Raw genomic sequence first — 22,997 nt, forward strand, 5'->3', positions numbered from 1 at the left:
TCAGACCGGACGGCGGTCGCGGTGCGCCCAAACCAGCGCCGGGATGAGGGCCAGGGCGAGGGCTCCGCCGGCGAGACCGAGAACGGCGAAGCTGGAGACCGACACCACCAGCCCCGAGAGCATCCCCCCGCCCGCGCCGGCGAGCGCCACCAGGACGTCGATGCTGCCCTGGGTGCGCGGCCGGTTCTCGGGCACGGTGGCGTCCACGACGAGCGCGGTGCCGGCGATCAGCCCGAAGTTCCAGCCGAGCCCGAGCAGCACCAGGGCCGCCACCATCCCCGCCAGGGAGTCGCCCGGTGAGAAGGCCGCCGTCACTCCGGCGAGGAGCAGTACGACACCCGAGGCCACGGCCATCACGGTGCGCCCGACCCGGTCGACCAGCAACCCGGTGAGCGGCGAGGGCAGGTACATCGCGGCGATGTGGAGCCCGATCACCAGGCCGACGTCCGCCAGTCCGTGATGGTGCGCGCGCATGTGCACCGGGGTCATGGTCATGATCGCGACCATCGAGATCTGGGTGAGCACCATGATGGTGGCGCCCACGTACGCGCCGGCGTCGGGTCGAGGGACGAGGCGGTCCCCGGGGAGGTCCTGCTCGTCGGGACGGCCCGTGGACGTGCGCTCCAGCTCCCTGGCCAGCAGCAGCGGGTCCGGGCGGAGCAGCACGAACAGCGCCAGGCCGGCGGCGAGGTAGGCCACCGCCGCCAGCAGGAACGGGCCGCTCAGCGCCGGCAGCCCCCACTGCACCGCGAGCCGACCGAGTGGGGCGACCAGGTTGGGCCCGGCGACCGCCCCCAGCGTGGTGGAGACCAGCGCCACCGAGACCGCCGTGCCGCGGCTCGTGGGCGGTGCCAGGTCGGTGCCGGCGTACCTGGCCTGGAGGTTGGTGGCGCTGCCGGCGCCGTACACGAAGAGCGAGACGAAGAGCAGTGGCACGCTGTCGACCGCGGCTGCCACGACGACGCCGATCGCGCCGACCCCGCCGGCCCCGAACCCCCAGGCGAGCCCCACCCGCCGACCGGAGCGCTGGGTCACCCGGCCGACCAGGTACGCCGTCAACGCGGCGCCCAGGGTGAACAGCGCGGTCGGTACGCCGGCCAGCCCGCTGCGGCCGAGCATCTGCTCGGCGAGCAGCGCACCGACGGTGACCCCGGCCGCCAGACCTGCCCCGCCGAGCACCTGACCCGCGACGACCACTCGCAGGGTGCGGCGCTGGACGCGTCGCCGGATGGCCTCCCGCTCCTCGGCCGCCGGCCGGGTCGGCGCGGCATCGCCGACGGAGTCCGGAGGACCGGCTTCGGGCGAGCTGGTCATCTGGCTCCTGGAGGGTCGTGGGAAGCTGCGCGGCGGGTGCGGTGACGGGGTGCCAGCGAGGGTATCGGGGTGCGCGCCCCTGGCGCGTGAAATCGTCGGTGGGCGGGTGTTCGCTGGGGACATGACCGATCTCACCTGTTCCTTCGTCCCCCCGTACCTCCTGGAGACGCTCTCCTACACCGACACCCTCGCGCTCGATCGGGGGTTCCGAGCCGCGCGCCCGGCGATGACCGCCCATCCGGAGGTGGCCGCGGCTGCGGCCGCCTGGGTGGTGCACACCGCCGACAACGGCACCCGTCTTCCCGGCCGGGTCGTGCGGCAGCCGGGCGATCCGGCCACCGGCGACGTCGCGGTCGACGAGGCCGCCGAGGGCATCGCCGCCTCGCTCGCGATGTTCGCCGAGGTCTACGGGCGGGAGTCCTACGACGGTGCCGGGGCCACGGTGAGCGGCACCGTCCACTACGGCCAGGATTACGTCAACGCCTTCTGGGACGGTCAGCAGCTGGTCTTCGGCGACGGCGACGGGGAGGTCTTCGACCGGTTCACCAAGCCGGTCGACGTGCTCGGTCACGAGTTCACCCACGCGGTCACCGAGCACACGGCCGGGCTCGTCTACCGCGACCAGTCGGGCGCGCTGAACGAGTCGGTCTCCGATGTGTTCGCCGCCTGCCTCAAGCAGCGCCTGCTCGGCCAGAGCGCCGACCAGGCGGACTGGCTGATCGGGGAGGGTCTGTTCCTTCCGGGCGTGCAGGCCCGGGGGCTGCGCGACATGCTCAACCCCGGCACGGCCTACGACGACCCTCGGCTGGGGCGCGACCCGCAGCCGGCGCACATGGACGATTTCGTGGTGACCCGGGACGACAACGGCGGGGTCCACCTCAACTCCGGGATCCCCAACCGCGCCTTCGCGCTCGCCGCCCGAGCGATCGGGGGCTCCGCGGCCGAGGGGGCCGGCCGGGTGTGGTGGGCGGCGCTCACCTCGACGGCGGTCGGACCGCGCAGCGACTTCGCCCAGTTCGCGGCGGCGACGGTGGCGGCGGCGGGCGAGCACGAGCAGGCCGTGGTCGCGGCCTGGGAGCAGGTCGGCGTCGGTGCCGCGGCGACCCCCGGGGAGGTCGAGCGGCCTCCCGCCCCTGACACCCAGGTCAGTGTGCGCCGCACCGGCGGGTTCACCGGGATCCCGGCTTCGGCCAGCATCGACCTCAACGACGATGACGATCGCGCGCGAGAGCTGCTCCTGCTGGTGCAGCGGATCGACCTGGCGGCCGTGGGTGCGCAGCCCGAGGAGCCCCGGCCGGATCGGTTCGTCTACGACGTCGACCTGTGCGGCGAGCGCTGCCAGGTCCCCGAGACGGCCCTCACCGACGACCTCAGCCGCGTGGTCGACCTGGTGCTGGGCAGGTAGCGATCAGAGCGGGCCCGGACGTGGCGCTGGGCCCGCTGGAGTGCGCGGGGGTCTCAGGCCAGGGCCCGCTTGAGGGCGTCCTCGATGTGCGCCGAGGTGACCCCGAGCACGGGGATCTCGAGATCGCTCTGCTTGACCAGGAGTTCCAGTTCGGTGCACCCGAGGATCACCGCGCCGGCGCCGGCGTCCCACAGCTCGTCGATCACCGAGATGACGCGGCGGCGCGAGTTCGGCTTGATCTCGCCGCGCACCAACTCGTCATAGATGATCGAGTCGACCGTCTGGTGGTGCATCTCGTCGGGCACGTTGACGTCGATGCCGTGGCTGTCGAGTCGGTCGCAGAAGAACCGCCGCTCCATCGAGAAGGCGGTGCCGAGGAAGGCGACCTTGGTGATGCCCTGCTCCTGGCAGCGGGCCGCGACCACGTCGGCCAGGTGCACGACCGGCACCGACACTGCGGCCTGCACTGCGTCGTACACGAGGTGGAAGGTGGTGGTGCACAGCAGGATGAAGTCGGCGCCGGCCTGCTCGACGCCCCGGGCGGCGGCGGCCAGCAGGGTCGCGACGGCGTCCCAGTCCTCGCTCTCCTGGAGCGCCGTGACCTCCGCGAAGTCGACCGACGCGAGCACGATCCTGGCCGAGCTGAGCCCTCCGAGCTGCTGCTGCACACCGGTGTTGAGGCCCTGGTAGTAGACGGCGCTGGACTCCCAGCTCATGCCGCCGATCAGTCCGATGGTCTTCACCCGGGGAGTGTGACATGCGCGACGTCCGGGGGCAGATTCCTGACGTCGGCCGCCGCCGGCGGGTCACTCGAAGACGCGGTGCACCTTGTGCTCGGCCGCCTGGGCACGGGGACGGATGACCAACTGGTCGATGTTGACGTGCGCGGGGCGGGTGATCATCCAGGTGATCGCGTCGGCGACGTCCTCGGCGACCAGCGGGTCGGCCACACCGGCGTAGACGGCGGCGGCCTTCTCCTCGTCGCCGGCGAAGCGATTGAGGGAGAACTCCTCGGTGCGCACCATGCCCGGGGCGATCTCCATCACCCGCACCGGCTGATCGACGAGTTCGAGCCGCAGGGTCTCGGTGACCACCTGGGTGCCGTGCTTGGCCGCGGTGTAGCCCGCGCCGCCCTCGTAGGCGATCCGGCCGGCGGTCGAGCCGACGTTGAGGATGACCCCCGAGCCACTGGCCACCAGCGCGGGGAGCAGTGCACGGGTCACCTGCATCACGCCGATCACATTGACCTCGAGCATGGCCCGCCACTGGGCGGTCACCGCGTCGGCGACCGGCGTCCGGCCGTACGCCGCCCCGGCGTTGTTGACCAGGACGTCGACCCGAGGGCCCACCGCCTCGGCGAGTCCGGCGACCGACTCCTCGGAGGTGACGTCGGTCGGGACCGCCGTACCGCCGAGCTCGGCGGCCAGGTCGGTGATCCGCTCGGCCCGGCGGGCGGCCAGCACCACGTGGTAGCCGGCCCCGGCGAGCTGACGGGCAGTGGCCGCACCGATGCCGCTGGAGGCGCCGGTGACGACCGCGATCTTCGCGTCGGTCTGGATGCTCATGGGGGTCATTGTGCCCAGTGGTCGGCCGCAGCGACGACGCGACCACCGGTGGTCGCACGCACGTGGGGAATGTCCGGGGCGCTTGCGCGGTTGGCACTTCGGCAGCAGCTGTCCTTCGAGCAGGGACACCGGTGAGAGGAGTCATGTGGAGGATCGAGTCAGCAGGGTCGCGATGATCAGCCTGCACACCTCGCCGCTCGACCAGCCGGGCATCGGCGATGCCGGTGGGATGAACGTCTACGTGCTCGAGCTCGCCAGGCGCCTCGCCGGCCAGGGGGTGGAGGTCGACATCTTCACCCGGGCCACCGCCTCCCGCCTGCCGACCGTCGTGGAGGCCGAGGACGGCGTCCTGGTGCGGCACATCCACGCCGGGCCGTTCGAAGGGCTCTCCAAGAACGATCTCCCCGGGCAGCTGTGTGCCTTCGCACGCGAGGTGCTCCGCACCGAGGCCGCCCAGCCGCTGGGGCACTACGACGCCGTGCACAGCCACTACTGGCTCTCGGGGCAGGTGGGCGCGCTGGCCCGCGACCGTTGGGGTGTGCCGCTGATCCACTCGATGCACACGATGGCGAAGGTGAAGAACGCCGCGCTGGCCGAGGGCGACCTCCCCGAACCGGCGGCGCGGGTGATCGGCGAGGAGCAGGTGGTCTCCGCCGCCGACACCCTGATCGCCAACACCGACCTCGAGGCCCGCCAGCTCATCGAGCTCTACGCCGCCTCGCCGCACGCCGTCGAGGTGGTCCACCCCGGCGTCGACCTCAGCCTGTTCCGCCCGCAGGACAAGGCCGCGGTCCGGGCCGAGCTCGGTCTGCCGCTCGATGCCCACGTCCTCCTCTTCGCCGGACGCATCCAGCCGCTCAAGGCACCCGACGTGCTGCTCCGGGCCGTGCACGCGCTGCTCGCGCGCCGTCCCGGCCTGCGTTCGCAGCTGGTGGTGCCGATCGTGGGCGGCCCGTCGGGCACCGGGCTGGACCGCCCCGAGTCGCTCGCGGCGCTGGCGGTGGATCTGGGGATCAGCGACGTCGTCCGGTTCGTCCCTCCGGTGAGTCAGGCCGAGCTGGCGCGGTGGTACGCCGCGGCGACGCTCGTCGCGGTGCCCTCCTACAACGAGTCCTTCGGCCTGGTGGCCGTGGAGGCCCAGGCCACCGGCACGCCGGTGGTCGCCGCGGCCGTCGGCGGTCTCCCCACGGCCGTGCGCCATGAGCGCAGCGGCCTGCTGGTCGACGGCCACGACCCGCAGCGCTGGGCGGACTCGCTGACCCGGATCATCGGTGACGACCGACTGCGGCTCTCCCTGGAGGCCGGCGCGCTCGAGCATGCCCGCGACTTCTCCTGGGAGGCGACCGCCGAGGCGATGGTGGCGGCGTACTCACGTGCCGGAGCGGCTCTGCGCCAGGGGGTCGCATGACCCTCGAGGCGGTGCGCGACTACCTGCGCGACAACGACATCGAGGCCGATGAGCAGGAGTCCGTCTTCTCCTTCTCGCTGCCGGGCGTTGCGAAGCTGCAGGTGCCGGTCCGACTCGACGTCGGCACGCACTCGCTCGGCGTGCACGCCTTCGTGTGCCGCCGTCCCGACGAGAACCACGAGCGGGTCTACCGCTGGCTGCTGGAGCGCAACCTGCGGATGTACGCCGTCGCGTTCGCGGTCGACCGCCTCGGTGACATCTACCTCGACGCTCGACTCCCGCTGAGCTCGGCCACGCCCGAGGAGCTCGACCGGCTGCTCGGCGCGGTGCTGACCTACGCCGACGAGTCGTTCAACCCGATCCTCGAGCTCGGCTTCGCAGCCTCGATCCGCAAGGAGTGGGAGTGGCGCCGCCTGCGTGGCGAGTCCACCGCCAACCTGGAGGCGTTCCGCGGCTGGCTGGAGTCCGAGGACGAGGCCCCCTCGTCATCCTGAGCCCGGGTCGACCGATCCTGCGCCCGCTGCGTGCCGGCAGCCGGGTGCGCCGGCTGCGTTGTCGCAGCTCGACGGGCCTCCGGCGCGTCGTCGGCGCCCCGCCTTGCCGGCCGACTCGTCCGGGGACCCTCGCGACGGCGACGATCGGCGGGTCCGGGCTGAGTGGGGCCGCTCAACCGTCCTTGGCGTGCAGCCGGGCGGCCCGGCGTATCAGCAGGTCTCGTTCGGCCGCGCTCTGCGCGCGTTCGGAGGCGAGCGCGTAGAGCCGGGCGGCCTCGCCCCGTGTGCCGGCGGCCTCGTGCAGGTAGGCAGCCACCGCGTCGCGCCGGGGGAGGTCGGCGTCGAGGCGTTCGACCTCGCGCAGACCGGCCAGTGGCCCGTCCACCTCGCCCACCGCCACCGCGCGGTTGAGCCGGACCACTGGGGTGTCGGAGTGGGTCAGCAGTTCGTCGTACCACTCCAGGATCTGGATCCAGTCGGTCTCGGCGTGCGAAGCGGCGTCGTCGTGCAGCGCGGCGATCGCCGCCTGGACCTGATACTCGCCGAGCCGGTCACGCCGCAGTGCTTCCTGCAGGATCCCGACCGCCTCGGTGATCAGGGCCGTATCCCACAGCCGCCGGTCCTGTTCGGCCAACGGCACCAGGTCGCCCGAGGCGGTCCAGCGGGCCGCGCGCCGGGCGTGGTGCAGGAGCATCAGGGCCAGGAGGCCCTCGACCTCGGGGTCGTCGGTGGCGGCGCTGAGCTGACGGGTGAGTCGGATCGCCTCCTCGGCGAGATCCACCTCGCCGGTGAAGCCCTCGTTGAAGACGAGGTAGAGCACCCGGAGTACGGCGCCCACCTCGCCGGGCCGGTCGAACCGTTCGCCCGACACGGTGCGCTTGGCCCGCGAGATCCGCTGCGCCATCGTCGCCTCGGGCACCAGGAACGCCTGCGCGATCTGCGCCGTGGTCAGTCCGCCGACGGCCCGCAGGGTGAGCGCGATCGCGGACCCCGGGGTCAGCGACGGATGACAGCAGCGGCTCAGCAACAGCAGCGTGTCGTCGGTGTCCTCGGTGGGGCCGGGCTCCGGCTCCCGCTCGACGCGCTGCTCGCGGTGCCGCCGGGCCGACTCGGCGCGGCGCAGGTCGAGCAGTTTGCGCCAGGCGACCGTGACCAGCCACGCCTTCGGATCCTCCGGGGGCGACTCCGGCCACCGGCGTACCGCCTCGACGAGCGCGTCCTGGACGGCGTCCTCCGCCGCGGCGAAGTCGGCGCCGCGGCGGAGGAGGATGCCCAGTACCCGGGGAGACAGACTCCGAACCAGGTCATCGGGCACGGCCGGCTGAGTCACTCGGTGACTCCCGGTGCGTCGCCCAGGAACGGGCGGACCTCGATCCACTCCCGGATCGGCTCCCCGCCCGGCCCGGGGGCGGAGGACAGGTACGCCGCGGCCTCGTGAGCGCGCTCCCGGGTGTCGACGTCGATCACCATCCAGCCGGCGACCAGGTCCTTGGTCTCCGCGAAGGGGCCGTCGGTGACCGGGGCACGGCCCTCGCCGTCATACCGGACGAAGGTGCCTTCCGGGGAGAGCGCCTGCGCGTCGACGAACTCGCCGCGCTGCTTGAAGTCCTCGATCACGGTGCCCATGAAGGCCATGTGCGCCTCGATCTCCTCGGGCGACCACTGGTCCATCGGGGTGAGTCCGCCGGGGGCGATCTCGTGGTCGCCGCGGTAGTGCTTGAGCAGCAGGTACTTGGTCATGGTGGTCTCCTCGTTCCGAGACGGCCATCTTGCCGTCCTCACCCCTGGGACGGAGCCGCGAATCCGATCTCGACATCCGCGCGGCACCTTTTCCGGCGCCACGGGCCGCTTCACCGGGCACGATGGGGAGATGACCCGACCTCGCCCCGCAAGGGTGGCGGACGTGCACGAGATCGCCCGCGGCATGCCGCACGTCACGGTGGTGCCCGGCTCACAGGACAACCCGGTCTACCAGGTCGGAGGTAAGTCCTTCGTCTTCTTCCGCAACCCCCGGCCGGACGCCGTCGACCCCGACACCGGGGAGCGGTACGACGACGTGATCGTCTTCTGGGTCGCCTCGGAGGCCGACAAGCAGGCCATGGTCGGCGACCCGAGGACGCCGTACTTCACCACCCCGCACTTCGCCGGTCATCCGTCGGTCCTGCTCCGTGCCTCCCGGCTCGGCGAGATCACCCGGCAGGAGTTGGCCGAGGTGGTCTGGGACGCCTGGCTCGCCCGGGCCTCACGTCGCCGCGGCGAGGCCTGGCTCAGCGAGCGTCGGCGTGAGGACGCGGCACCGGAGGGCGGGTCTGGGGCCTCACGCGGACCCGGGTGAGCAGCACTCCGAGGATCGCCAGGGCGCCGCCGAGGAAGGCCAGCGGCGGCGGGATCTCGTCGAGCAGCAGCCAGGCCAGCGCGGTGGTGATCGCCGGCACTAGGAAGGTGGTCATCGCCTGCTTGCCCGCGTCGGTGTGGGACAGCGCGTAGGCCCAGGTGGTGAACGCGACGGCGGTCGGGAAGACCCCCAGGTAGACGACCCACGCCATGCCGCCGGCCTCGCCCGCTCGGATGAGCCCGATCAGTTCGCCGAGCCACGGCAGGCAGAACACGGTGCCGACCGCGGTCGCGCAGAAGGTCAGTTCGAGCGGGCCGACCCGTGCGAGCAGCGGCTTCTGCGACAGCACACCGATGGCGTACATCAGCGCGGCCACCACGGCGAGTGCCACCCCGATCGTGTCGAGGTGGCGGGCATCGGCGGAGCCCTGGGCGATCAGGGCGACGCCGGCGAAGCCGAGGACGATCCCCGCGATCATCCATCGGTGCAGGCGTTCGTGCAGGAAGACCACGGCAAGCAGTGCCACGAGGAGCGGCCCTACCTGGATCACCAGGGCCGTGGTGCCGGCGTCGATCCTGCGTTCGGCGGCGTTGAGGGCCACGTTGTAGACGCCGAACCAGGCCACGCCGCAGAGCACCACCAGCGGCCAGTCGGCACGCTGTGGCCAGCGGAGCGCGCCGCCGCGGCGGCGTCGGTGCACGGCCAGCATCACACCCAGCGCCAGGGTCGCCACGGCCAGCCGCCCGAGGGAGAGCGCCCCCGGTCCGATGGTGTGTCCGAGGTGCCGGATCGCGACGAACGCGCTCGCCCAGAGCACCAGAGTGACGCCCGTGGCGAGCAGCGGCAGGGCGCGGGTGGGAGCGGGGGTGGTCACCCGGGCAGTCTAGGAATCCTCACCTGCCCGGGACACGCCGTGTTCGGCTCGCGCCGGCCGATCCTCACAGGTCGAGCTTGTAGCCCAGTCCGCGCACGGTCACCAGGTACTTCGGTGCGCCCGGGTCGGGCTCGAGCTTGGCCCGCAGCCGCTTGACGTGGACGTCGAGGGTCTTGGTGTCGCCGACGTAGTCCGAACCCCACACCCGGTCGATCAGCTGAGCGCGGGTGAGCACCCGACCGGGGTTGCGCAGGAACATCTCCAGCAGCTCGAACTCCTTGAGTGGCAGCCGCTGCTCATCGCCGCCGACCGTGACGACGTGGCGCTCGACGTCCATCCGTACCGGTCCGGCCTCGAGCGTGGCCGGCGCGAGCTCCGGCTCGGTGCCGCGGCGGAGGACCGCCCGGATGCGGGCCGTCAGCTCACGGGGGGAGTAGGGCTTGGTGACGTAATCGTCCGCGCCGAGTTCGAGTCCGACCACCTTGTCGACCTCGTCGTCCTTGGCGCTCACGATGATCACGGGCACGCTGGAGGTCGCCCGGATCTGGCGGCACACCTCCGTGCCGGGGATTCCGGGCAGCATCAGGTCGAGCAGCACGATGTCGGCGCCGAACCGGTCGAACTCCTTGAGGGCGTCATCACCGTTCTCGGCCACGGCGACCTCGAAGCCCTCCTTGCCCAGCATGTACGACAGCGCCTCGCTGTAGCTGGCTTCGTCCTCAACGACGAGTACCCGGGTCACGGGCGGTCCTCCTTGTCAGTGGCCGAGGCCGCGGCCCCGGTGGCTAGATGCTGCGGAAGAGTGAGTGTGAAGGTGGAGCCTTGGCCCTCGACGGACCACACCCGCACGTCGCCGCCGTGCGTGGCGGCCACGTGCTTGACGATCGAGAGGCCCAGGCCGGTTCCCCCCGTGGAACGGTGCCGGGCGGGGTCCACCCGGTAGAACCTCTCGAAGATCCGGTCCAGGTCGTCCGGCGGGATCCCGATGCCCTGGTCGACCACCGAGATCTCCACGGTGCCGGCGTCCGCGCGGGTGGCGACCGCCACCGCGGAACCGGGGTCGGAGTAGGCGACCGCATTGGAGACCAGGTTGGTCACCGCCGCGGTCACCTGTTCCTCGTTGCCGAACACCTCCAGGGCCCCCTCGCCCCCGGGTACGACGGTGATGCTCTTGCGGTCGGCGTCCACCAGACTCGCGTCGACGGCGGCGCGGATGGCGGCGTCGACGTCGACCGCCTCCGGCTGCTCGAGCGGTTCGTCGCCCTGGAGTCGGGAGAGCTCGATGATCTGCTGGACCAGCTGGCTGAGCCGGTCGCTCTCGGTGAGCATCCGGTCGGAGAAACGGACGACGGCCTCCGGGTCGTCGGAGGCGTCCTGCACGGCCTCGGCGAGCACCCGGATCGCACCGACCGGCGTCTTGAGTTCGTGGCTCACGTTGGCCACGAAGTCGCGGCGTACCGCTTCCACCCGGCGCTCGCGGGTGCGGTCCTCGACCAGGGCGAGCACCAGTCTGGATCCGAGCGGAGCCACCCGTGCGGTGACGTGCAGGGCCGGGCTGCCGCCCTGCTCCATCACGAGCTCGGTCTCCCGGATCTGCCCGTCCCGGCGCACCTGGTGGACCAGCTCCTCCAACTCCGCGACGACCAGGCTGCGGCCGCGGACCAAGCCGAGCGAGTACGCCGGAGCACTGGCCTTCAGCACGGTGTCGTCGCGGTCGACGACGACCGCGCTGCTGCGCAGCACGGAGAGCACGGTGGCCACCTCGGGCGGCACCACCGGGGCCTCGACGTCGACGGGCCGACTCTGCTGGCGGTCACTGATGTGCCAGGCCAGCACGGCGGCACCTGCGACCACTGCCCCGAGGAGCGCAGCAAGGAAAGCCTGCGTCGTCGGATCCACGCGACCAGACTAAGGCCACTATCCACCAGGTCCTGTCCAGGAAGGACCTTCGACCCCCAACGTTCACCGAGGGTTCATCGCAGCTGGTCGGTTGGTCATATCGGTCGCCTACGATCGCCGGCATGCGCGAAGCTTTCCACGACCAGCTCGACCGGGTGTTCGACGATCTCGCCCACATGTGCGGACGCGTCGAGACCGCGGTCTCGCTGGCCACCTCGTCCCTGCTCACCGCCGACGCCGAGATCGCCGAGAGGGTGATCAGCGAGGACAAGGCCATCGACCGGATCCGGGAGGACCTGGATGAGAAGGCCTACTCCCTGCTGTCGCTGCAGGCGCCGGTGGCGGGCGACCTGCGGATCCTGATCGCGACGCTGCGCATCGTGGCGGATCTCGAGCGGATGGGGGATCTCTCGGTGCACGTGGCCAAGATCGCCCGACTGCGCGTGCCCAACGTCGCCGTTCCCGCGCCGGTCCTGCCGCTCGTCGGCCGGATGGCGGAGGCGGCGGAATCGATGGTCGCCCAGGCGGGCAACGTGATCCGCACCCGTGACGTGCAGGCCGCGTCCAACCTGGCGCAGGACGACGCCGAGATCGACGACCTGCGACGCGAGACCTTCGCGCAGATGCTGGCCGAGGACTGGGAGCACGGTGTGGAGGCCGCGGTCGACCTCGCACTGCTGGGCCGCTACTACGAGCGGATCGCCGACCACGCCGTCACGGTCGCCCGTGGGGTGGTCTTCGTGGTCACCGGCGAGAACCAGGTCCTCGCCGGGTCGCCCGGTTCCGACCGGTTCTGAATCCGCCACTCCACTGTCGGTGACCCCGATCCGGGTCGCCGGCAGTGTCGTCGTGGTGGGTCAACCGACAGTAGGCGACGCCGCGCCGATGCCGGCCGGTTAGCGACCCAGGCCTGGGCGGGTCAGCGACCCTGGTTGGCGACCGCCGCAGCTGCGGCGGCCGCGGCCTCGGGGTCGAGGTACTCCCCGCCGGGCACGGTGGGACGCAACTGGTCGTCGAGGCGGTACACCAACGGCTGACCGGTCGGGATGTTGAGCGCCGCGATGTCGGTGTCGCTGATCCCGTCGAGGTGCTTGACCAGCGCCCGCAGGCTGTTGCCGTGCGCGGTGACCAGGACGGTGTGACCGGCCCGCAGGTCCGGCACGATCTGCTGCTCCCAGCACGGCATCAGCCGCGTCACGACGTCCTTGAGGCACTCGGTGCGGGGCACCTCGATGTCGGCGTACCGCGGGTCGCCGACCTGGGAGTACTCGTCGTCGGCGGCGAGCTCGGGCGGGGGTACGTCATAGGAACGGCGCCACAGCTGGAACTGCTCCTCGCCGAACCTGCGCAGCGTCTCGCTCTTGTTCTTACCCTGGAGTGCGCCGTAGTGCCGCTCGTTGAGCCGCCAGCTGCGGCGCACCGGGATCCAGTGCCGATCGGCCTTGTCGAGGGCGATCGCGGCGGTGGTGATCGCCCGGCGCAGCAGCGAGGTGTGCACGACGTCGGGCAGCAGCCCCGCCTCGAGCAGCATCTCTCCGCCTGCGACCGCCTCGGCCCGGCCCTTCTCGGTGAGGTCGACGTCGACCCAGCCGGTGGACAGGTTGAGCGCGTTCCACTCGCTCTCGCCGTGGCGGAGCAGGATCAGGGTGTGTGTCATCTCCGTGTGCGGGCTCAGTGGCCCTCGGACTCCGTCTCCGGGATCTCGGGGTACTCGCAGTCGTACGGCGAGGAGCCGGCCTCCTCAGAGGTCGACTCCGAAGTCGATTCGGAGGAGGAGTCCCCCTCCTCGGTGGCCCCTTCGGCGGCCGGGGCCTCGATGTCGGCGTACTCGTGGCACTTGGTGACGACGATGGCGTCGACCTCGACGGCGTCGCCGTTGGTGAAGCCGAGGGTGAACTCGACCCGGTCACCCGCGACGAAGTCTCCCGTGACGGGGATCGGACCCTCCTCGGCGAGGTTGACCGCGCCGTTGTCGGCGACCTCGAACGGCTCGAAGTCGCCGGCCTGCACGCCCTCGCCCTCGAGGGAGTCGAAGGTGACCTCGCCCTCGCCCTGGTCGCGGGTGATGGTCGCGACGAAGGCGCCCTCGCCGTCGGCAGGAGCCACGACGCGTGCGGCCAGCACGTGGGTCGCGCCCTCCCAGTTGCCACCACCGTTGATGATGGTGTTGGGCCGGTCGGTCGCGTAGTCGAAGCCGCAGGCGGAGAGCGAGGCCGCGAGGCCGGCGGTCGCGAGGCCGAGCACGAGCTTTCGGCGGAGATGCGTCGTCACGGCCGACAGCCTACCGGCACCCTCGGGTCGATGTGACCCGTGGTCCGATCACTGCCACAGTCCGACCCGTTCGAGCTCGTAGACCAGTCCGGCGCAGACCGCGGCCAGGTAGATCAGGACGAGGACCAGGAGGCGGGTCGCGCCCAGCGAGATGCCGATCCGGATCGGCAGGTAGGTCCAGCCGTCCTCGTAGTCGGCGACCAGTCCCCACAGCGCGCACAGCACGTGCACCCCCAGTCCCAGCAGGGCGAAGAGGCCGACGATGGTCGGCTGGGGTGGTTGGCCGCCGAGTCCGGTCGCCCAGCCGCCGTAGGAGAGGAACGGGGCGTAGAGGGCCCAGGACACGGTCCACGGCACGAAGGACAGCAGCCCGCGCCGTAGGGCGATGTTCCCGATGCCGGCGATCAGCACCGAGGCGAGGTAGCAGCAGCCGGCCACGACGCCGTTCGCGATCGCTAACGGCATGAGCAGCAGGATTCCGCAGCACAGCGCGAACCAGGCCGTGCCTCGGTCCAGTCGGCCGTCGGCGATCGGTTTGTGGGGGTGCTCGTGGCTCCGATCGGTGTCCGCGTCGATCAGGTCGTTGTGCCAACCGAGCACGACCTGCCCCACCAGCACGGTGCAGAAGACCAGCGCGACCTCGCGGGCGGGCCGCTCGGTCAGACCCGCGACCAGGCCTAGGAGGAGAGCCGTGGTGAGGGCCTGTCGGGGGTGCGACGCCTGGATGAGTAGGAGGGCCGTGACGTCGCGGAAGCGCCGCCGCGTCGGTGCGGGTGGCGCGTCGACGGCCTCGATGGCCGTGGCGGCCGGTCGCTGCGCGGTGCCGGGGCGCGCATCCTCGGCGGCGGGCTTGGCGGGCTTGGCGGCCTCGGCACCGGGTCGGGCAGCGGGCTCGGCAGTGGGTGGCGCGGAGGTGGGTACGGCGTCGGTCACGGGCGGAGGGTCGGTGCGGGTGGCGTCGTCCCTACGGGCCCGACGCCACGGGCGTGACTTCGACATGCGCCGAGTATCGCGGAACGCGGTCGCGGGACCGCGAATCACAGCCAGAAATCAGGTCGCGATCAGGCGCGACGTGCGCGAACAACACAAATCAGGCCCGGATGTCAAGCCCTCATTAGCGCCCTGACCTGCGAAAACGCCGAATGGGGGTGCGCAGAACCGTGCTAGACTAGGTGATCTAGGAAGGGGAACCTGACATATGACTTTCACCGTCGGCGAAACGGTTGTGTATCCGAACCACGGGGCCGCAGTCATCGAGGACATCGAGATGCGGACCATCAAGGGGCAAGAGCGACAGTACCTCGTCCTGAGAATCGTGGCCCAACAGGATCTGGTGGTGCGGGTTCCCGCAGACAGCCTCGACCTCGTAGGCGTCCGTGACGTCGTCGACAAGGAGGGTCTCGACCGCGTCTTCGACATCCTCCGTGCCGACCACGTCGAGGAGCCGACCAACTGGTCGCGACGCTACAAGGCCAACCTCGAGAAGCTGCACAGCGGCGATGTCATGAAGGTCTCGGAGGTCGTGCGCGACCTGTGGCGCCGCGAGCGTGACCGCGGTCTGTCCGCCGGCGAGAAGCGGATGCTGGCCAAGGCCCGGCAGATCCTGGTCTCCGAGCTGGCACTGTGCGAAAACACCAACGAGGACAAGGCCGAGGCGCTGCTCGACGAGGTGCTCGCCTCCTGAGGCCGAGCTCTCACACGGTCTGATGACGAGGCCCCCGGGAAGTTCCCGGGGGCCTCGTCACGTCTACCGCCCTTGCGTGGCCCGGGTGAGGCTGCGCCGTACCGTGGCGGGGTGAACCTTCCCGCGCCGCTGCCCGCCGATCAACCTGCAGAGCCGATCGACCTGCCCGACCTCGGTCCGGTGCTGGGTGCGGTCGTCGAGGAGGAGCGCGGAGCCCTCCCGTTCTCGTTGATCCACGGAGAGGCACTGGTGGCCTGTGCGGCCTGGGCGCTCGGTGAGGCTGGGGTCACCCCGGTCGACCAGGGCACGACGTGGGAGGCGGTCGCGGCCTCGGGCGAGGCGTTCGTGCTGCACGACGCGCTGTGCCCGATGACGCCGGCCTGGTTCGTCTCCCGCTGTGTCGAGACCGCCCTGGAGCGGGGGGCAGTGGTGATCGGGGTCAGGCCGGTGACCGACACCGTGAAGCGATTGGAGGTCGGCGACGGAGTCGCGGTGGTGGGGGAGACCCTCGACCGGGATCGATTGTGTTCGATCGCCTCACCCGTCGTGCTGCCGCCCGAAGTGGTCGCGACCCTCGCCGAGTGGCCCTCGACCGACTTCGGTGCCCTGGCCGATGACCTGGCCGCGCGCCTGCCCGTGCTCACCATCCAGGCGCCGCCCGAAGCACGACGGGTCGCCTCGGTCGACGAGGTCAGACTGCTCGAGGCGCTCACCTCCCGCTGAGCCTCCTGCGACCCACTCGACCCGGGCCAGAGCTGAAGGGGCTGCGATCGAAGGAGGTGAAACCGGCCCACCTGTGGGCCGGCCAGCCGCCGGGGAAGTCAGGCGAGGAGGCGCTCGGCGACGGCGACGTCCTCGGGGAAGGTGATCTTGAGGTTGAGCGGCGAACCGGGCACGGCGGCGATCCGGATCTCCCCGGCGTACATCTCCAGGCAGGCCGCGGTGTCGGTGCCCTCGAACCCGTCCTCCTCGGCCCGGAGGTAGGCCGCCAGGAGCGGACCGGCGCGGAACGCTTGGGGGGTCTGTACGGCGACCAGCGGCCCGGCGACCAACCGGAGTTCGCGGGTGCTCAGGTCGCGGAGCGGGAACGCGGGCAGGGCTCCGCCGTGCTCGCGGGCGGCGGCGAGGACGGCGGCGTACAGCTCCGGCGAGGCCAGTGGGCGGGCGGCATCGTGCAGGGCGACCACGTCGATCTCGCCGGACTCGATCTCCGCGCGGAGCACCTGCAGCGCCGCGTACTCCGACGCGTGCCGCGTCGCACCGCCGGGCACCAGCAGGACCTCGCCGGTGCCGAGCACGGGCCGGATCGCCTCCGCGGTGGCCTCCTCGTCGCCGGGCCGCACCACGACCACGATCCGGCGGACGTCAGGCACCGCCAGGGCGGTGCGCAGCGAGTGGCCCAGAACGGTGCCGTCGCCCAGGGGCAGCAGGACCTTGTTGATCCCGGCCCCGACGCGGGTGCCTGATCCGGCGGCGAGGACGACGAGGGCGGCGGACACGTTGCCGAGACTAGATCAGCCGAGACCGAAAGGGGCGCTGCGGGTTCAGCGCCGGAGGACGAGCGCGGTCGCGATCGCGGCCACGCCCTCGCCGCGTCCGGTCAGGCCCAGTCCGTCGGTGGTGGTCGCGGAGACGGAGACCGGGGCACCGGCCGCGTCGGAGAGCACCGCCTCCGCCTCGGTACGACGCGGCCCGAGCTTGGGGCGATTGCCGATCACCTGGATCGCGACGTTGCCGATCTCGAAGCCGGCCTCGCGGACCCGGCGCGCGCTCTCCCGGAGCAAGGTGGTGCCGGCCGCCCCCGACCACTGCGGTTCGGCGGTGCCGAAGTGCCGACCGAGGTCTCCCATCCCGGCAGCGGAGAAGAGCGCGTCGCAGGCGGCGTGGGCGGCGACGTCGCCGTCCGAATGACCCTCCAGCCCGCGCGGCTCGTCGGGCCAGGACAGTCCGGCGACCCACATCGGGACACCGTCCGCCAGTCGGTGGACGTCGGTGCCGATGCCGATGCTGGGGATCTCCACCCGCGCATCATGCCCCACCGTCTCCGCATCCTCGATCCGCCCGTGCGGCGGGCGGCGCGGACCAGCGCCCACCCCGGTGGGGAACAATGGCGATGTGACGACTTCGCGCGCCGGCTGGGCCTGGGCGGGAGCGGTCGCCGGTGTGACCGGCCTGGCCGCCAGCTACCTCACCGCGTCGCTGCTCGGCGTCCGGTCAGGTCCGGTGGTGGCGGTCGCGGAACAGATCGTGGCCGTGCTCCCCGGTGCGCTGACCGAGTTCGGCATCGGTCTGTTCGGCACCGCCGACAAGCCGGTGATGATCGCGTTGATCCTGACCGCCGTGATCTTGCTGACCGCCCAGTTCGGGCGGCTGCGCGCGCGCAGCCGGGCGCGGTCCTGGCTCGGGTACGCCGCGCTCGCGGCAGTCGGTGCCGTGGCGGTCCTCGGCCAGACGGAGGCGCCCGGGCCCGGACTGGTGGCGATCCTCGTCGGACTGGTGGTCTGGATCGGCGTGCTCGAAGTGTTGGTCGGTCTGCTGCCCGAGGCCGGTGCGGTCGGCGCCGTCGGCGCCGTCGGCCGTGGCGCCGAGGCCCCGGATCCCGAGCTCCTGGACGGCGACCTCGTGCCCGACGAGGGCGCGGGGGTACCGACCAGGCGTGGCTTCCTGATCGCCTCCGGGGTGCTCGGTGTGGGCAGCGTGGTCGCCACGGTGTTCGCCGCGTTCCTGACCGGCCGGCGGCGTACCGTCGAGGAGAGCCGACGGCTGCTCAGTCTGGACGGCGTGACTCCGCCCAAGCCGCCGAAGCTGACCGACTTCCAGATCGACGCCCAGCCACGGTGGAGCACCCCGGTCGAGGAGTTCTACCGCATCGACACCGCCTTCTCGCCGCCGGTGATCGACCCCGAGCAATGGCGCCTGCGGATCCACGGCATGGTCGACCGGGAGCTCGAGTTCAGCTTCGCCGACCTGATGGAGCTGCGCCTGGACGAGGCATGGCTGACCCTCAACTGTGTCTCCAACGAGGTCGGCGGCGACCTGATCGGCAACGCCTGGTGGAGCGGCGTCCGGATCGCGCCGCTGCTCGCCCAGGCGGGCGTGCAGGCCGGGGCCGACGGCGTCCTCCAGACCTCCGAGGACGGCTGGACCTGCCTCACCCCGCTCGATGCCCTGACCGACGACCGTGCCGCGATGCTCGCCGTTGCGATGAACGGGGAGCCGCTCACCATCGAGCACGGCTTCCCGGTGCGGATGATCGTGCCCGGCCTGTACGGCTATGTCAGCGCCACCAAGTGGATCGTCGACCTCGAGGTGACCCGGTTCGATGGGGCGCAGGGCTATTGGACCGACAAGGGTTGGAGCGCGCACGGCCCGGTGAAGATCGGCTCCCGGATCGACGTCCCGCGCTCCAACGACCACGTCGGTGCCGGATCGGTGACCCTGGCCGGGACGGCCTGGCGGCAACACGTCGGGATCGAGCGGGTGGAGGTGCAGATCGACGGCGGCCCCTGGACCGTGGCTTCCCTGGGCCGTGCGGCGAGCGCGGACACCTGGGTGCAGTGGCGGCTGCGCGCCGACCTGGGGGCCGGCACCCATCATGCGCGGGTCCGCGCGGTCGGGGCCGACGGCGAGGTGCAGACCGGGGTCGAGCGGTCGCCGGCGCCGGACGGCGCCACCGGCTGGCACGCCGTCGAGTTCGAGGTCGTCTGACTCCCGACCGCCGCCCGTGGAGGGGGGACCCGACGCGCGGCATGCGGGGAGTCGGCCGCTGCGCGCCCGTCTCCTAGACTTGCCGGGTGCTCAGGCTCTACGACACCGCGACCAGCGACGTACGCGACTTCGTCCCGCTCCGGGACGGCGAGGCGTCGCTCTACGTCTGCGGCCTCACGGTGCAGTCCGAGCCACACGTCGGACACGTGCGGTCGGCGGTCAACTTCGATGTGCTCCAGCGTTGGCTGCGGTACCGCGGCTACCGCGTGACCTTCATCCGCAACCTCACCGACATCGACGACAAGATCCTGATCAAGTCGGCCGAGCAGGGCCGGGACTGGTACAACCTCGCCTACGAGATGCACCGACAGCTCGACCGTGCCTACGCCGACCTGAACGTCGCGCGGCCGACGTACGAGCCGATCGCCACCGGGCACATCCCGGAGATGATCGAGCTGATCTCCGAGCTGGTGGAGCGCGGGCACGCCTATCCCGCCGCGGACGGCTCGGGCGACGTCTACTTCGACGTACGCTCCTGGCCGGCGTACGGCGAGCTCTCCCACCAGGGCATCGAGGACATGGAGGCGGCCGCGGACGCCGACCCGCGCGGCAAGCGTGACCCGCGCGACTTCGCCCTCTGGAAGGGCTGGAAGCAGGACTCCGAGCCGGCCACGGCCGCCTGGCCCAGCCCGTGGGGCCGCGGCCGCCCGGGCTGGCACATCGAGTGCTCCGCGATGGCGGGCAAGTACCTCGGCCCCGCCTTCGACATCCACGGCGGCGGCCTCGACCTGCGCTTCCCGCACCACGAGAACGAGCAGGCCCAGGCCCGCGCGGCCGGGCGGCCGTTCGCGTCGTACTGGATGCACAACGCCTGGATCACCACCAGCGGCGAGAAGATGAGCAAGTCGCTGGGCAACAGCCTGCTGATCCCGGCGGTGCTGGAGCGTTTCCGGGGCATCGAACTGCGCTACTACCTGGTGGCCGCCCACTACCGCTCGCACGTCGAGTTCAGCTTCGAGGCGCTGGCGGAGGCCGCGACCGGGTTCGGGAGGCTGGAGAGCTTCCTGGAGCGCGCCGCTGACGTCCTCGGCGAGATCCCGGCCGGCGGCGAGCCGAACGACGTCTTCGTCGCCGCGCTGGACGACGACCTGGGCACTCCGGCCGCGATGGCCGCGATCCACGATCTGGTCCGGGAGGGCAACCGCCTCCTTCCGGAGGGTGCGGGAGCGGAACTGCGACGGGTCGCCGGCAGCGTCCGTGCGATGCTCGCGATCCTGGGGCTCGACCCCGCCGACCCCGCCTGGGGGCCCGGCACCGGTGGCGACGAGAAGCTGACCGCGGCGGTGGACGTGCTCGTGCGCGGCCTGCTCGACCAGCGTGCCGCCGCCCGCGCTGCCAAGGACTGGGCGAGCGCGGACGCCATCCGCGACCAGATCCAGGCGGCTGGTATCGAGATCGAAGACACCCCCGACGGCCCGAAGTGGAGCATCTGAGCGATGGCAGGTAACAGCAAGCGCCGCGGCGCGGTCGCGAAGGCCGGCACCAAGAAGGGTGCCACCGTGGGCAGCGGCGGTCAGCGCCGGCGCGGCCTCGAAGGCAAGGGTCCGACCCCGAAGGCCAAGGACCGCGAGTACCACAAGGCGCACAAGGTCGCCCAGAAGTCGTCCCCGCAGCGACAGAGCCGGCCGCGCAAGCGTGGCACCGACGCCGAGTGGATCGCCGGCCGCAACCCCGTCGTCGAGGCGTTGCGCGAGGGGGTTCCGGTCACGACCCTGTACGTCGCCGAGGGCGCCGAGCGCGACGGCCGGCTGCGGGAGGCCTTCCGGATGGCGGCCGACCACGGGGTCGCCCTGCTCGAGGTGACCCGTCCGGAGCTCGACCGGCTCACCGACGGTGCCGTGCACCAGGGCCTTGCCGCGCGGGTCCCGGCGTACGAGTACGCCCATCCGGACGATCTGCTCTCCCGGGCCGACGAGGTCGGCGAGCAGCCGCTCGTGGTGGCCCTGGACCAGATCACCGACCCCCGCAACCTGGGCGCGATCGTGCGCTCCGCGGCCGGCTTCGGCGCGCACGGCGTGCTGATCCCGGAGCGGCGGTCGGCGGGCATGACCGCATCGGCCTGGAAGACCTCGGCGGGCGCCGCCTCGCGGATCCCGGTGGCCCAGACGGTCAACCTGGTCCGCCAGCTCAAGGCCTACCAGGAGGAGGGCTGCATGGTCGTCGGGCTCGACATGGACGGCGACGTCGACCTGCCGGCCTTCGAACTGGCCGACGGGCCGTTGGTGGTCGTGGTGGGGGCCGAGGGCGGCGGCCTGTCGCGGCTGGTCCGGGAGACCTGCGACCAGATCGTGTCGATCCCGATGGCCAACTCCGTCGAATCGCTCAACGCCGGCGTGGCCACGTCGGTGACCCTCTACGCGATCGCCCAGGCGCGCGCGGTCTGACCGCCGGATGGCTCGGCCGACAACTCTGCCCACCTGGGCTCGGGTCCTGACCTACGTCGGGGTCTGGGTCGTCCTCGCACTCGCCTCGGCGGTGCTCGTCTTCCTGCACACCGACCGCGAGATCAACGTGGCCAGCCACGATGCGGTGCTGCAGCCGACGTTCTCCGGCAAGGTCGTGCTCGAGTCGGGGCCGGTCCTGCCCGACGTCCGGATCGACTCCGGCTCGCCGATCGGGGTCGACATCACGCTCGGCAAGACCGACGCGGACAGCACCGGAGCGCTGCTCCAGCGGTACGCCTACCTGGCGGGCTCGCCGGAGGGACCCGTGCACGCCGTGCAGGGCGCCGTCGAGGAGATGGCGGTCTCCGCACTTCTGCGGGGCGCCGCGATCGCCGCCATCCCGGTGCTGGTGTGGGCGCTGCTGGGCGCGGCCCGGCGACGCGAACTCCTCGACCCCACACCCTCGGTGCGTGGAGGGGTCGCGGTGCTCACCGCCGCAGCGCTCGGCGTGGTCATCTGGCAGCCCTGGAGCCCGGACGGCGAGGAGCCGGTCGCGGGGGAGTGGGAGCCGCTGGCGACCTTCCTGGGCCCCGAGGTGCCCGTGCCCGAGGAACTCGTGCCCGTCGAGGTGCGCGGTGACGTGACCACCGACCAGACCCAGCGGTTGATCACCTCGGCAGTCGACACCTACGACAAGTCCAAGGTCTTCTACGGTGACGCGGCCGAGGCGGCAGCAGACCTCCCCCTGCGCGAACCGGCCGAGGACGAGATTGTCGTGCTGCTGGTGAGCGACCGGCACGACAACATCGGGATGGACCAGGTGGCTCGGGCGGTCGCCGACGCCGGCGGCGCCACCGCCGTCTTCGACGCCGGCGATGACACCTCCACCGGAGCCGAATGGGAGGGGTTCAGCCTCGACTCGCTGGACGCCGCCTTCCACGACTTCGACCGGTACGCCGTCACCGGCAACCACGACCACGGCGACTTCGTCGGCCAGGACCTGGCCGACAAGGGCTGGACGATGCTGGACGGCGAGATCGTCGAGGGGCCGGGGGAGAGCACGCTGCTCGGCGTCCCCGACCCGCGGTCCAGCGGGCTGGGCAACTGGCGCGACGAGGGCGGCCTCTCCTTCACCGAGGTCGGCGACCGACTGGCGGACGCCGCGTGTGAGGAGGGCCGGGTCGGCACCCTGCTGCTGCACGACGCCAACCTCGGCAAGGAGACGTTGCGCCGCGGGTGCGCCGACCTGGTGGTCGGTGGTCACCTGCACGTGCAGGTCGGTCCCACCAAGGTCGCCGGCGAGGGCGAGGAGCCCGGCTGGACCTACACCAACGGCACCACCGGTGGTGCGGCGTACGCCGTGGCGCTCGGCAGCAAGCCGCGGCGCCAGGCCGAGGTCACCCTGATCACCTATCGGGACGGCCGCCCGGTCGGCATCCAGCCGGTCGAACTGCAGACCAACGGTGTCTTCACCGTGGACGACTACGTCGAGCTCTCCCGCCCGGAGTGATCCGGCGCCGATCGGGCGTGGTCGGGGTTCTTAGCGGGCCCGAGATCCCGCGATCCTCGCCGGTGGCCGACTCGAGACGCGGCGGA

24 protein-coding genes are annotated in these 22,997 nt (G+C 71.9%); 11 read left to right on the top strand and 13 right to left on the bottom strand.

The window, feature by feature from the left end; translation table 11 throughout:
- A complete protein-coding gene (locus tag G515_RS21330) occupies positions 1–1,314 on the bottom strand; it encodes an MFS transporter (protein WP_084653548.1) in 1,314 nt (437 codons plus the stop codon).
- 121 nt (positions 1,315–1,435) lie between these two features.
- Here G515_RS21330 and G515_RS0113015 point away from each other — a divergent pair, with 121 nt between their 5' ends.
- Positions 1,436–2,719, top strand: a complete 1,284-nt coding sequence (locus tag G515_RS0113015) for a protealysin inhibitor emfourin (RefSeq protein ID WP_028660480.1) — start codon at positions 1,436–1,438, stop codon at positions 2,717–2,719.
- 53 nt (positions 2,720–2,772) lie between these two features.
- Here the strand turns inward: G515_RS0113015 and G515_RS0113020 are convergent, their stop codons facing one another.
- Both G515_RS0113020 and G515_RS0113025 read right to left on the bottom strand, forming a co-directional pair.
- A complete protein-coding gene (locus G515_RS0113020) occupies positions 2,773–3,462 on the bottom strand; it encodes an aspartate/glutamate racemase family protein (RefSeq protein ID WP_028660481.1) in 690 nt (229 codons plus the stop codon).
- 63 nt (positions 3,463–3,525) lie between these two features.
- The gene (locus G515_RS0113025) at positions 3,526–4,284 is read right to left on the bottom strand and encodes an SDR family NAD(P)-dependent oxidoreductase (protein WP_028660482.1); all 759 of its coding nucleotides are present in this window, start codon (positions 4,282–4,284) and stop codon (positions 3,526–3,528) included.
- 145 nt (positions 4,285–4,429) lie between these two features.
- On the opposite strand from G515_RS0113025, the gene mshA reads away from it, so the two are divergent.
- Both mshA and G515_RS0113035 read left to right on the top strand, forming a co-directional pair.
- The gene (mshA, locus tag G515_RS0113030) at positions 4,430–5,692 is read left to right on the top strand and encodes a D-inositol-3-phosphate glycosyltransferase (RefSeq protein WP_028660483.1); all 1,263 of its coding nucleotides are present in this window, start codon (positions 4,430–4,432) and stop codon (positions 5,690–5,692) included.
- Positions 5,689–6,186, top strand: a complete 498-nt coding sequence (locus G515_RS0113035; RefSeq protein ID WP_028660484.1) for a type III secretion system chaperone family protein — start codon at positions 5,689–5,691, stop codon at positions 6,184–6,186. Before mshA ends, G515_RS0113035 begins: the two co-directional genes overlap by 4 nt.
- A 172-nt stretch (positions 6,187–6,358) precedes the next feature.
- Here the strand turns inward: G515_RS0113035 and G515_RS0113040 are convergent, their stop codons facing one another.
- A complete protein-coding gene (locus G515_RS0113040; protein ID WP_245565386.1) occupies positions 6,359–7,516 on the bottom strand; it encodes an RNA polymerase sigma factor in 1,158 nt (385 codons plus the stop codon).
- Positions 7,513–7,926, bottom strand: a complete 414-nt coding sequence (locus tag G515_RS0113045; RefSeq protein ID WP_028660486.1) for a YciI family protein — start codon at positions 7,924–7,926, stop codon at positions 7,513–7,515. Before G515_RS0113045 ends, G515_RS0113040 begins: the two co-directional genes overlap by 4 nt.
- 130 nt (positions 7,927–8,056) lie before the next feature.
- Here G515_RS0113045 and G515_RS21335 point away from each other — a divergent pair, with 130 nt between their 5' ends.
- Positions 8,057–8,521 carry an MmcQ/YjbR family DNA-binding protein gene (locus tag G515_RS21335; RefSeq protein ID WP_051218359.1) on the top strand — a complete coding sequence of 155 codons (465 nt, stop codon included), beginning with the start codon at positions 8,057–8,059 and terminating at the stop codon, positions 8,519–8,521.
- Here G515_RS21335 and G515_RS0113055 read toward each other — a convergent pair.
- From G515_RS0113055 to G515_RS0113065, 3 genes are all read right to left on the bottom strand, one after another.
- Entirely contained in the window at positions 8,454–9,395 is a 942-nt protein-coding gene (locus tag G515_RS0113055) for a DMT family transporter (protein WP_028660487.1), read from the bottom strand. The two genes, G515_RS21335 and G515_RS0113055, sit on opposite strands and share 68 nt — an antisense overlap.
- 64 nt (positions 9,396–9,459) lie before the next feature.
- Positions 9,460–10,137, bottom strand: coding sequence for a response regulator transcription factor (locus G515_RS0113060; RefSeq protein WP_028660488.1), 678 nt, complete (start codon positions 10,135–10,137; stop codon positions 9,460–9,462).
- Positions 10,134–11,294 carry a sensor histidine kinase gene (locus tag G515_RS0113065; protein ID WP_028660489.1) on the bottom strand — a complete coding sequence of 387 codons (1,161 nt, stop codon included), beginning with the start codon at positions 11,292–11,294 and terminating at the stop codon, positions 10,134–10,136. The genes G515_RS0113060 and G515_RS0113065 overlap by 4 nt, the downstream gene beginning before the upstream one ends.
- 122 nt (positions 11,295–11,416) lie before the next feature.
- On the opposite strand from G515_RS0113065, the gene phoU reads away from it, so the two are divergent.
- Entirely contained in the window at positions 11,417–12,091 is a 675-nt protein-coding gene (phoU, locus tag G515_RS0113070; RefSeq protein ID WP_028660490.1) for a phosphate signaling complex protein PhoU, read from the top strand.
- Positions 12,092–12,213: 122 nt separating this feature from the next.
- On the opposite strand, the gene G515_RS0113075 is transcribed toward phoU, so the two are convergent.
- From G515_RS0113075 to G515_RS21340, 3 genes are read right to left on the bottom strand one after another with little or no spacing between them, the layout of a single operon-like run.
- Positions 12,214–12,951, bottom strand: a complete 738-nt coding sequence (locus G515_RS0113075; protein WP_028660491.1) for a phosphoglyceromutase — start codon at positions 12,949–12,951, stop codon at positions 12,214–12,216.
- 14 nt (positions 12,952–12,965) lie between these two features.
- Entirely contained in the window at positions 12,966–13,565 is a 600-nt protein-coding gene (locus tag G515_RS0113080; RefSeq protein ID WP_157571102.1) for a hypothetical protein, read from the bottom strand.
- A 48-nt stretch (positions 13,566–13,613) separates the two neighbouring features.
- The gene (locus tag G515_RS21340; RefSeq protein WP_211221029.1) at positions 13,614–14,564 is read right to left on the bottom strand and encodes a UbiA family prenyltransferase; all 951 of its coding nucleotides are present in this window, start codon (positions 14,562–14,564) and stop codon (positions 13,614–13,616) included.
- A gap of 199 nt (positions 14,565–14,763) precedes the next feature.
- On the opposite strand from G515_RS21340, the gene G515_RS0113090 reads away from it, so the two are divergent.
- Together G515_RS0113090 and G515_RS0113095 are read left to right on the top strand one after the other, a co-directional pair.
- Positions 14,764–15,249 (top strand): CarD family transcriptional regulator, encoded by a 486-nt coding sequence (locus G515_RS0113090; RefSeq protein WP_028660493.1) that lies wholly within the window; start codon positions 14,764–14,766, stop codon positions 15,247–15,249.
- A 111-nt stretch (positions 15,250–15,360) separates the two neighbouring features.
- A complete protein-coding gene (locus G515_RS0113095; RefSeq protein WP_245565388.1) occupies positions 15,361–15,972 on the top strand; it encodes a 2-C-methyl-D-erythritol 4-phosphate cytidylyltransferase in 612 nt (203 codons plus the stop codon).
- A gap of 98 nt (positions 15,973–16,070) precedes the next feature.
- On the opposite strand, the gene G515_RS0113100 is transcribed toward G515_RS0113095, so the two are convergent.
- The gene (locus tag G515_RS0113100; RefSeq protein ID WP_028660495.1) at positions 16,071–16,748 is read right to left on the bottom strand and encodes an IspD/TarI family cytidylyltransferase; all 678 of its coding nucleotides are present in this window, start codon (positions 16,746–16,748) and stop codon (positions 16,071–16,073) included.
- 45 nt (positions 16,749–16,793) lie between these two features.
- Complete coding sequence (gene ispF, locus G515_RS0113105) at positions 16,794–17,264, bottom strand: 2-C-methyl-D-erythritol 2,4-cyclodiphosphate synthase (RefSeq protein WP_425411232.1); 471 nt, start codon at positions 17,262–17,264, stop codon at positions 16,794–16,796.
- A 100-nt stretch (positions 17,265–17,364) separates the two neighbouring features.
- Between ispF and G515_RS0113110 the strand changes: the two genes are divergently transcribed.
- The 4 genes from G515_RS0113110 (at position 17,365) to G515_RS0113125 (ending at position 22,911) form a co-directional block, all read left to right on the top strand.
- A complete protein-coding gene (locus tag G515_RS0113110; protein WP_036555517.1) occupies positions 17,365–18,957 on the top strand; it encodes a molybdopterin-dependent oxidoreductase in 1,593 nt (530 codons plus the stop codon).
- 86 nt (positions 18,958–19,043) lie between these two features.
- Positions 19,044–20,450 (top strand): cysteine--tRNA ligase, encoded by a 1,407-nt coding sequence (cysS, locus tag G515_RS0113115; protein WP_028660498.1) that lies wholly within the window; start codon positions 19,044–19,046, stop codon positions 20,448–20,450.
- Between the two features lie 3 nt (positions 20,451–20,453).
- The gene (gene rlmB, locus G515_RS0113120) at positions 20,454–21,401 is read left to right on the top strand and encodes a 23S rRNA (guanosine(2251)-2'-O)-methyltransferase RlmB (protein WP_028660499.1); all 948 of its coding nucleotides are present in this window, start codon (positions 20,454–20,456) and stop codon (positions 21,399–21,401) included.
- Between the two features lie 7 nt (positions 21,402–21,408).
- Positions 21,409–22,911, top strand: coding sequence for a metallophosphoesterase (locus tag G515_RS0113125; protein WP_028660500.1), 1,503 nt, complete (start codon positions 21,409–21,411; stop codon positions 22,909–22,911).
- Positions 22,912–22,997: the final 86 nt, after the last annotated feature.

The sequence above is a fragment of the Nocardioides insulae DSM 17944 genome (genome assembly GCF_000422825.1).
Lineage (GTDB): Bacteria > Actinomycetota > Actinomycetes > Propionibacteriales > Nocardioidaceae > Nocardioides > Nocardioides insulae.

Excerpts from the sequence above, each read along its gene's own strand:
- G515_RS0113015 (WP_028660480.1), top strand. The coding sequence starts at position 1,436 with ATGACCGATCTCACCTGTTCCTTCGTCCCCCCGTACCTCCTGGAGACG.
- G515_RS0113045 (WP_028660486.1), bottom strand. The coding sequence starts at position 7,926 with ATGACCAAGTACCTGCTGCTCAAGCACTACCGCGGCGACCACGAGATC.
- G515_RS0113090 (WP_028660493.1), top strand. The coding sequence starts at position 14,764 with ATGACTTTCACCGTCGGCGAAACGGTTGTGTATCCGAACCACGGGGCC.
- G515_RS0113075 (WP_028660491.1), bottom strand. The coding sequence starts at position 12,951 with ATGACACACACCCTGATCCTGCTCCGCCACGGCGAGAGCGAGTGGAAC.
- G515_RS0113125 (WP_028660500.1), top strand. The coding sequence starts at position 21,409 with ATGGCTCGGCCGACAACTCTGCCCACCTGGGCTCGGGTCCTGACCTAC.
- G515_RS21340 (WP_211221029.1), bottom strand. The coding sequence starts at position 14,564 with ATGTCGAAGTCACGCCCGTGGCGTCGGGCCCGTAGGGACGACGCCACC.
- rlmB (WP_028660499.1), top strand. The coding sequence starts at position 20,454 with ATGGCAGGTAACAGCAAGCGCCGCGGCGCGGTCGCGAAGGCCGGCACC.
- G515_RS21330 (WP_084653548.1), bottom strand. The coding sequence starts at position 1,314 with ATGACCAGCTCGCCCGAAGCCGGTCCTCCGGACTCCGTCGGCGATGCC.
- phoU (WP_028660490.1), top strand. The coding sequence starts at position 11,417 with ATGCGCGAAGCTTTCCACGACCAGCTCGACCGGGTGTTCGACGATCTC.
- G515_RS0113035 (WP_028660484.1), top strand. The coding sequence starts at position 5,689 with ATGACCCTCGAGGCGGTGCGCGACTACCTGCGCGACAACGACATCGAG.
- G515_RS0113025 (WP_028660482.1), bottom strand. The coding sequence starts at position 4,284 with ATGAGCATCCAGACCGACGCGAAGATCGCGGTCGTCACCGGCGCCTCC.
- G515_RS21335 (WP_051218359.1), top strand. The coding sequence starts at position 8,057 with ATGACCCGACCTCGCCCCGCAAGGGTGGCGGACGTGCACGAGATCGCC.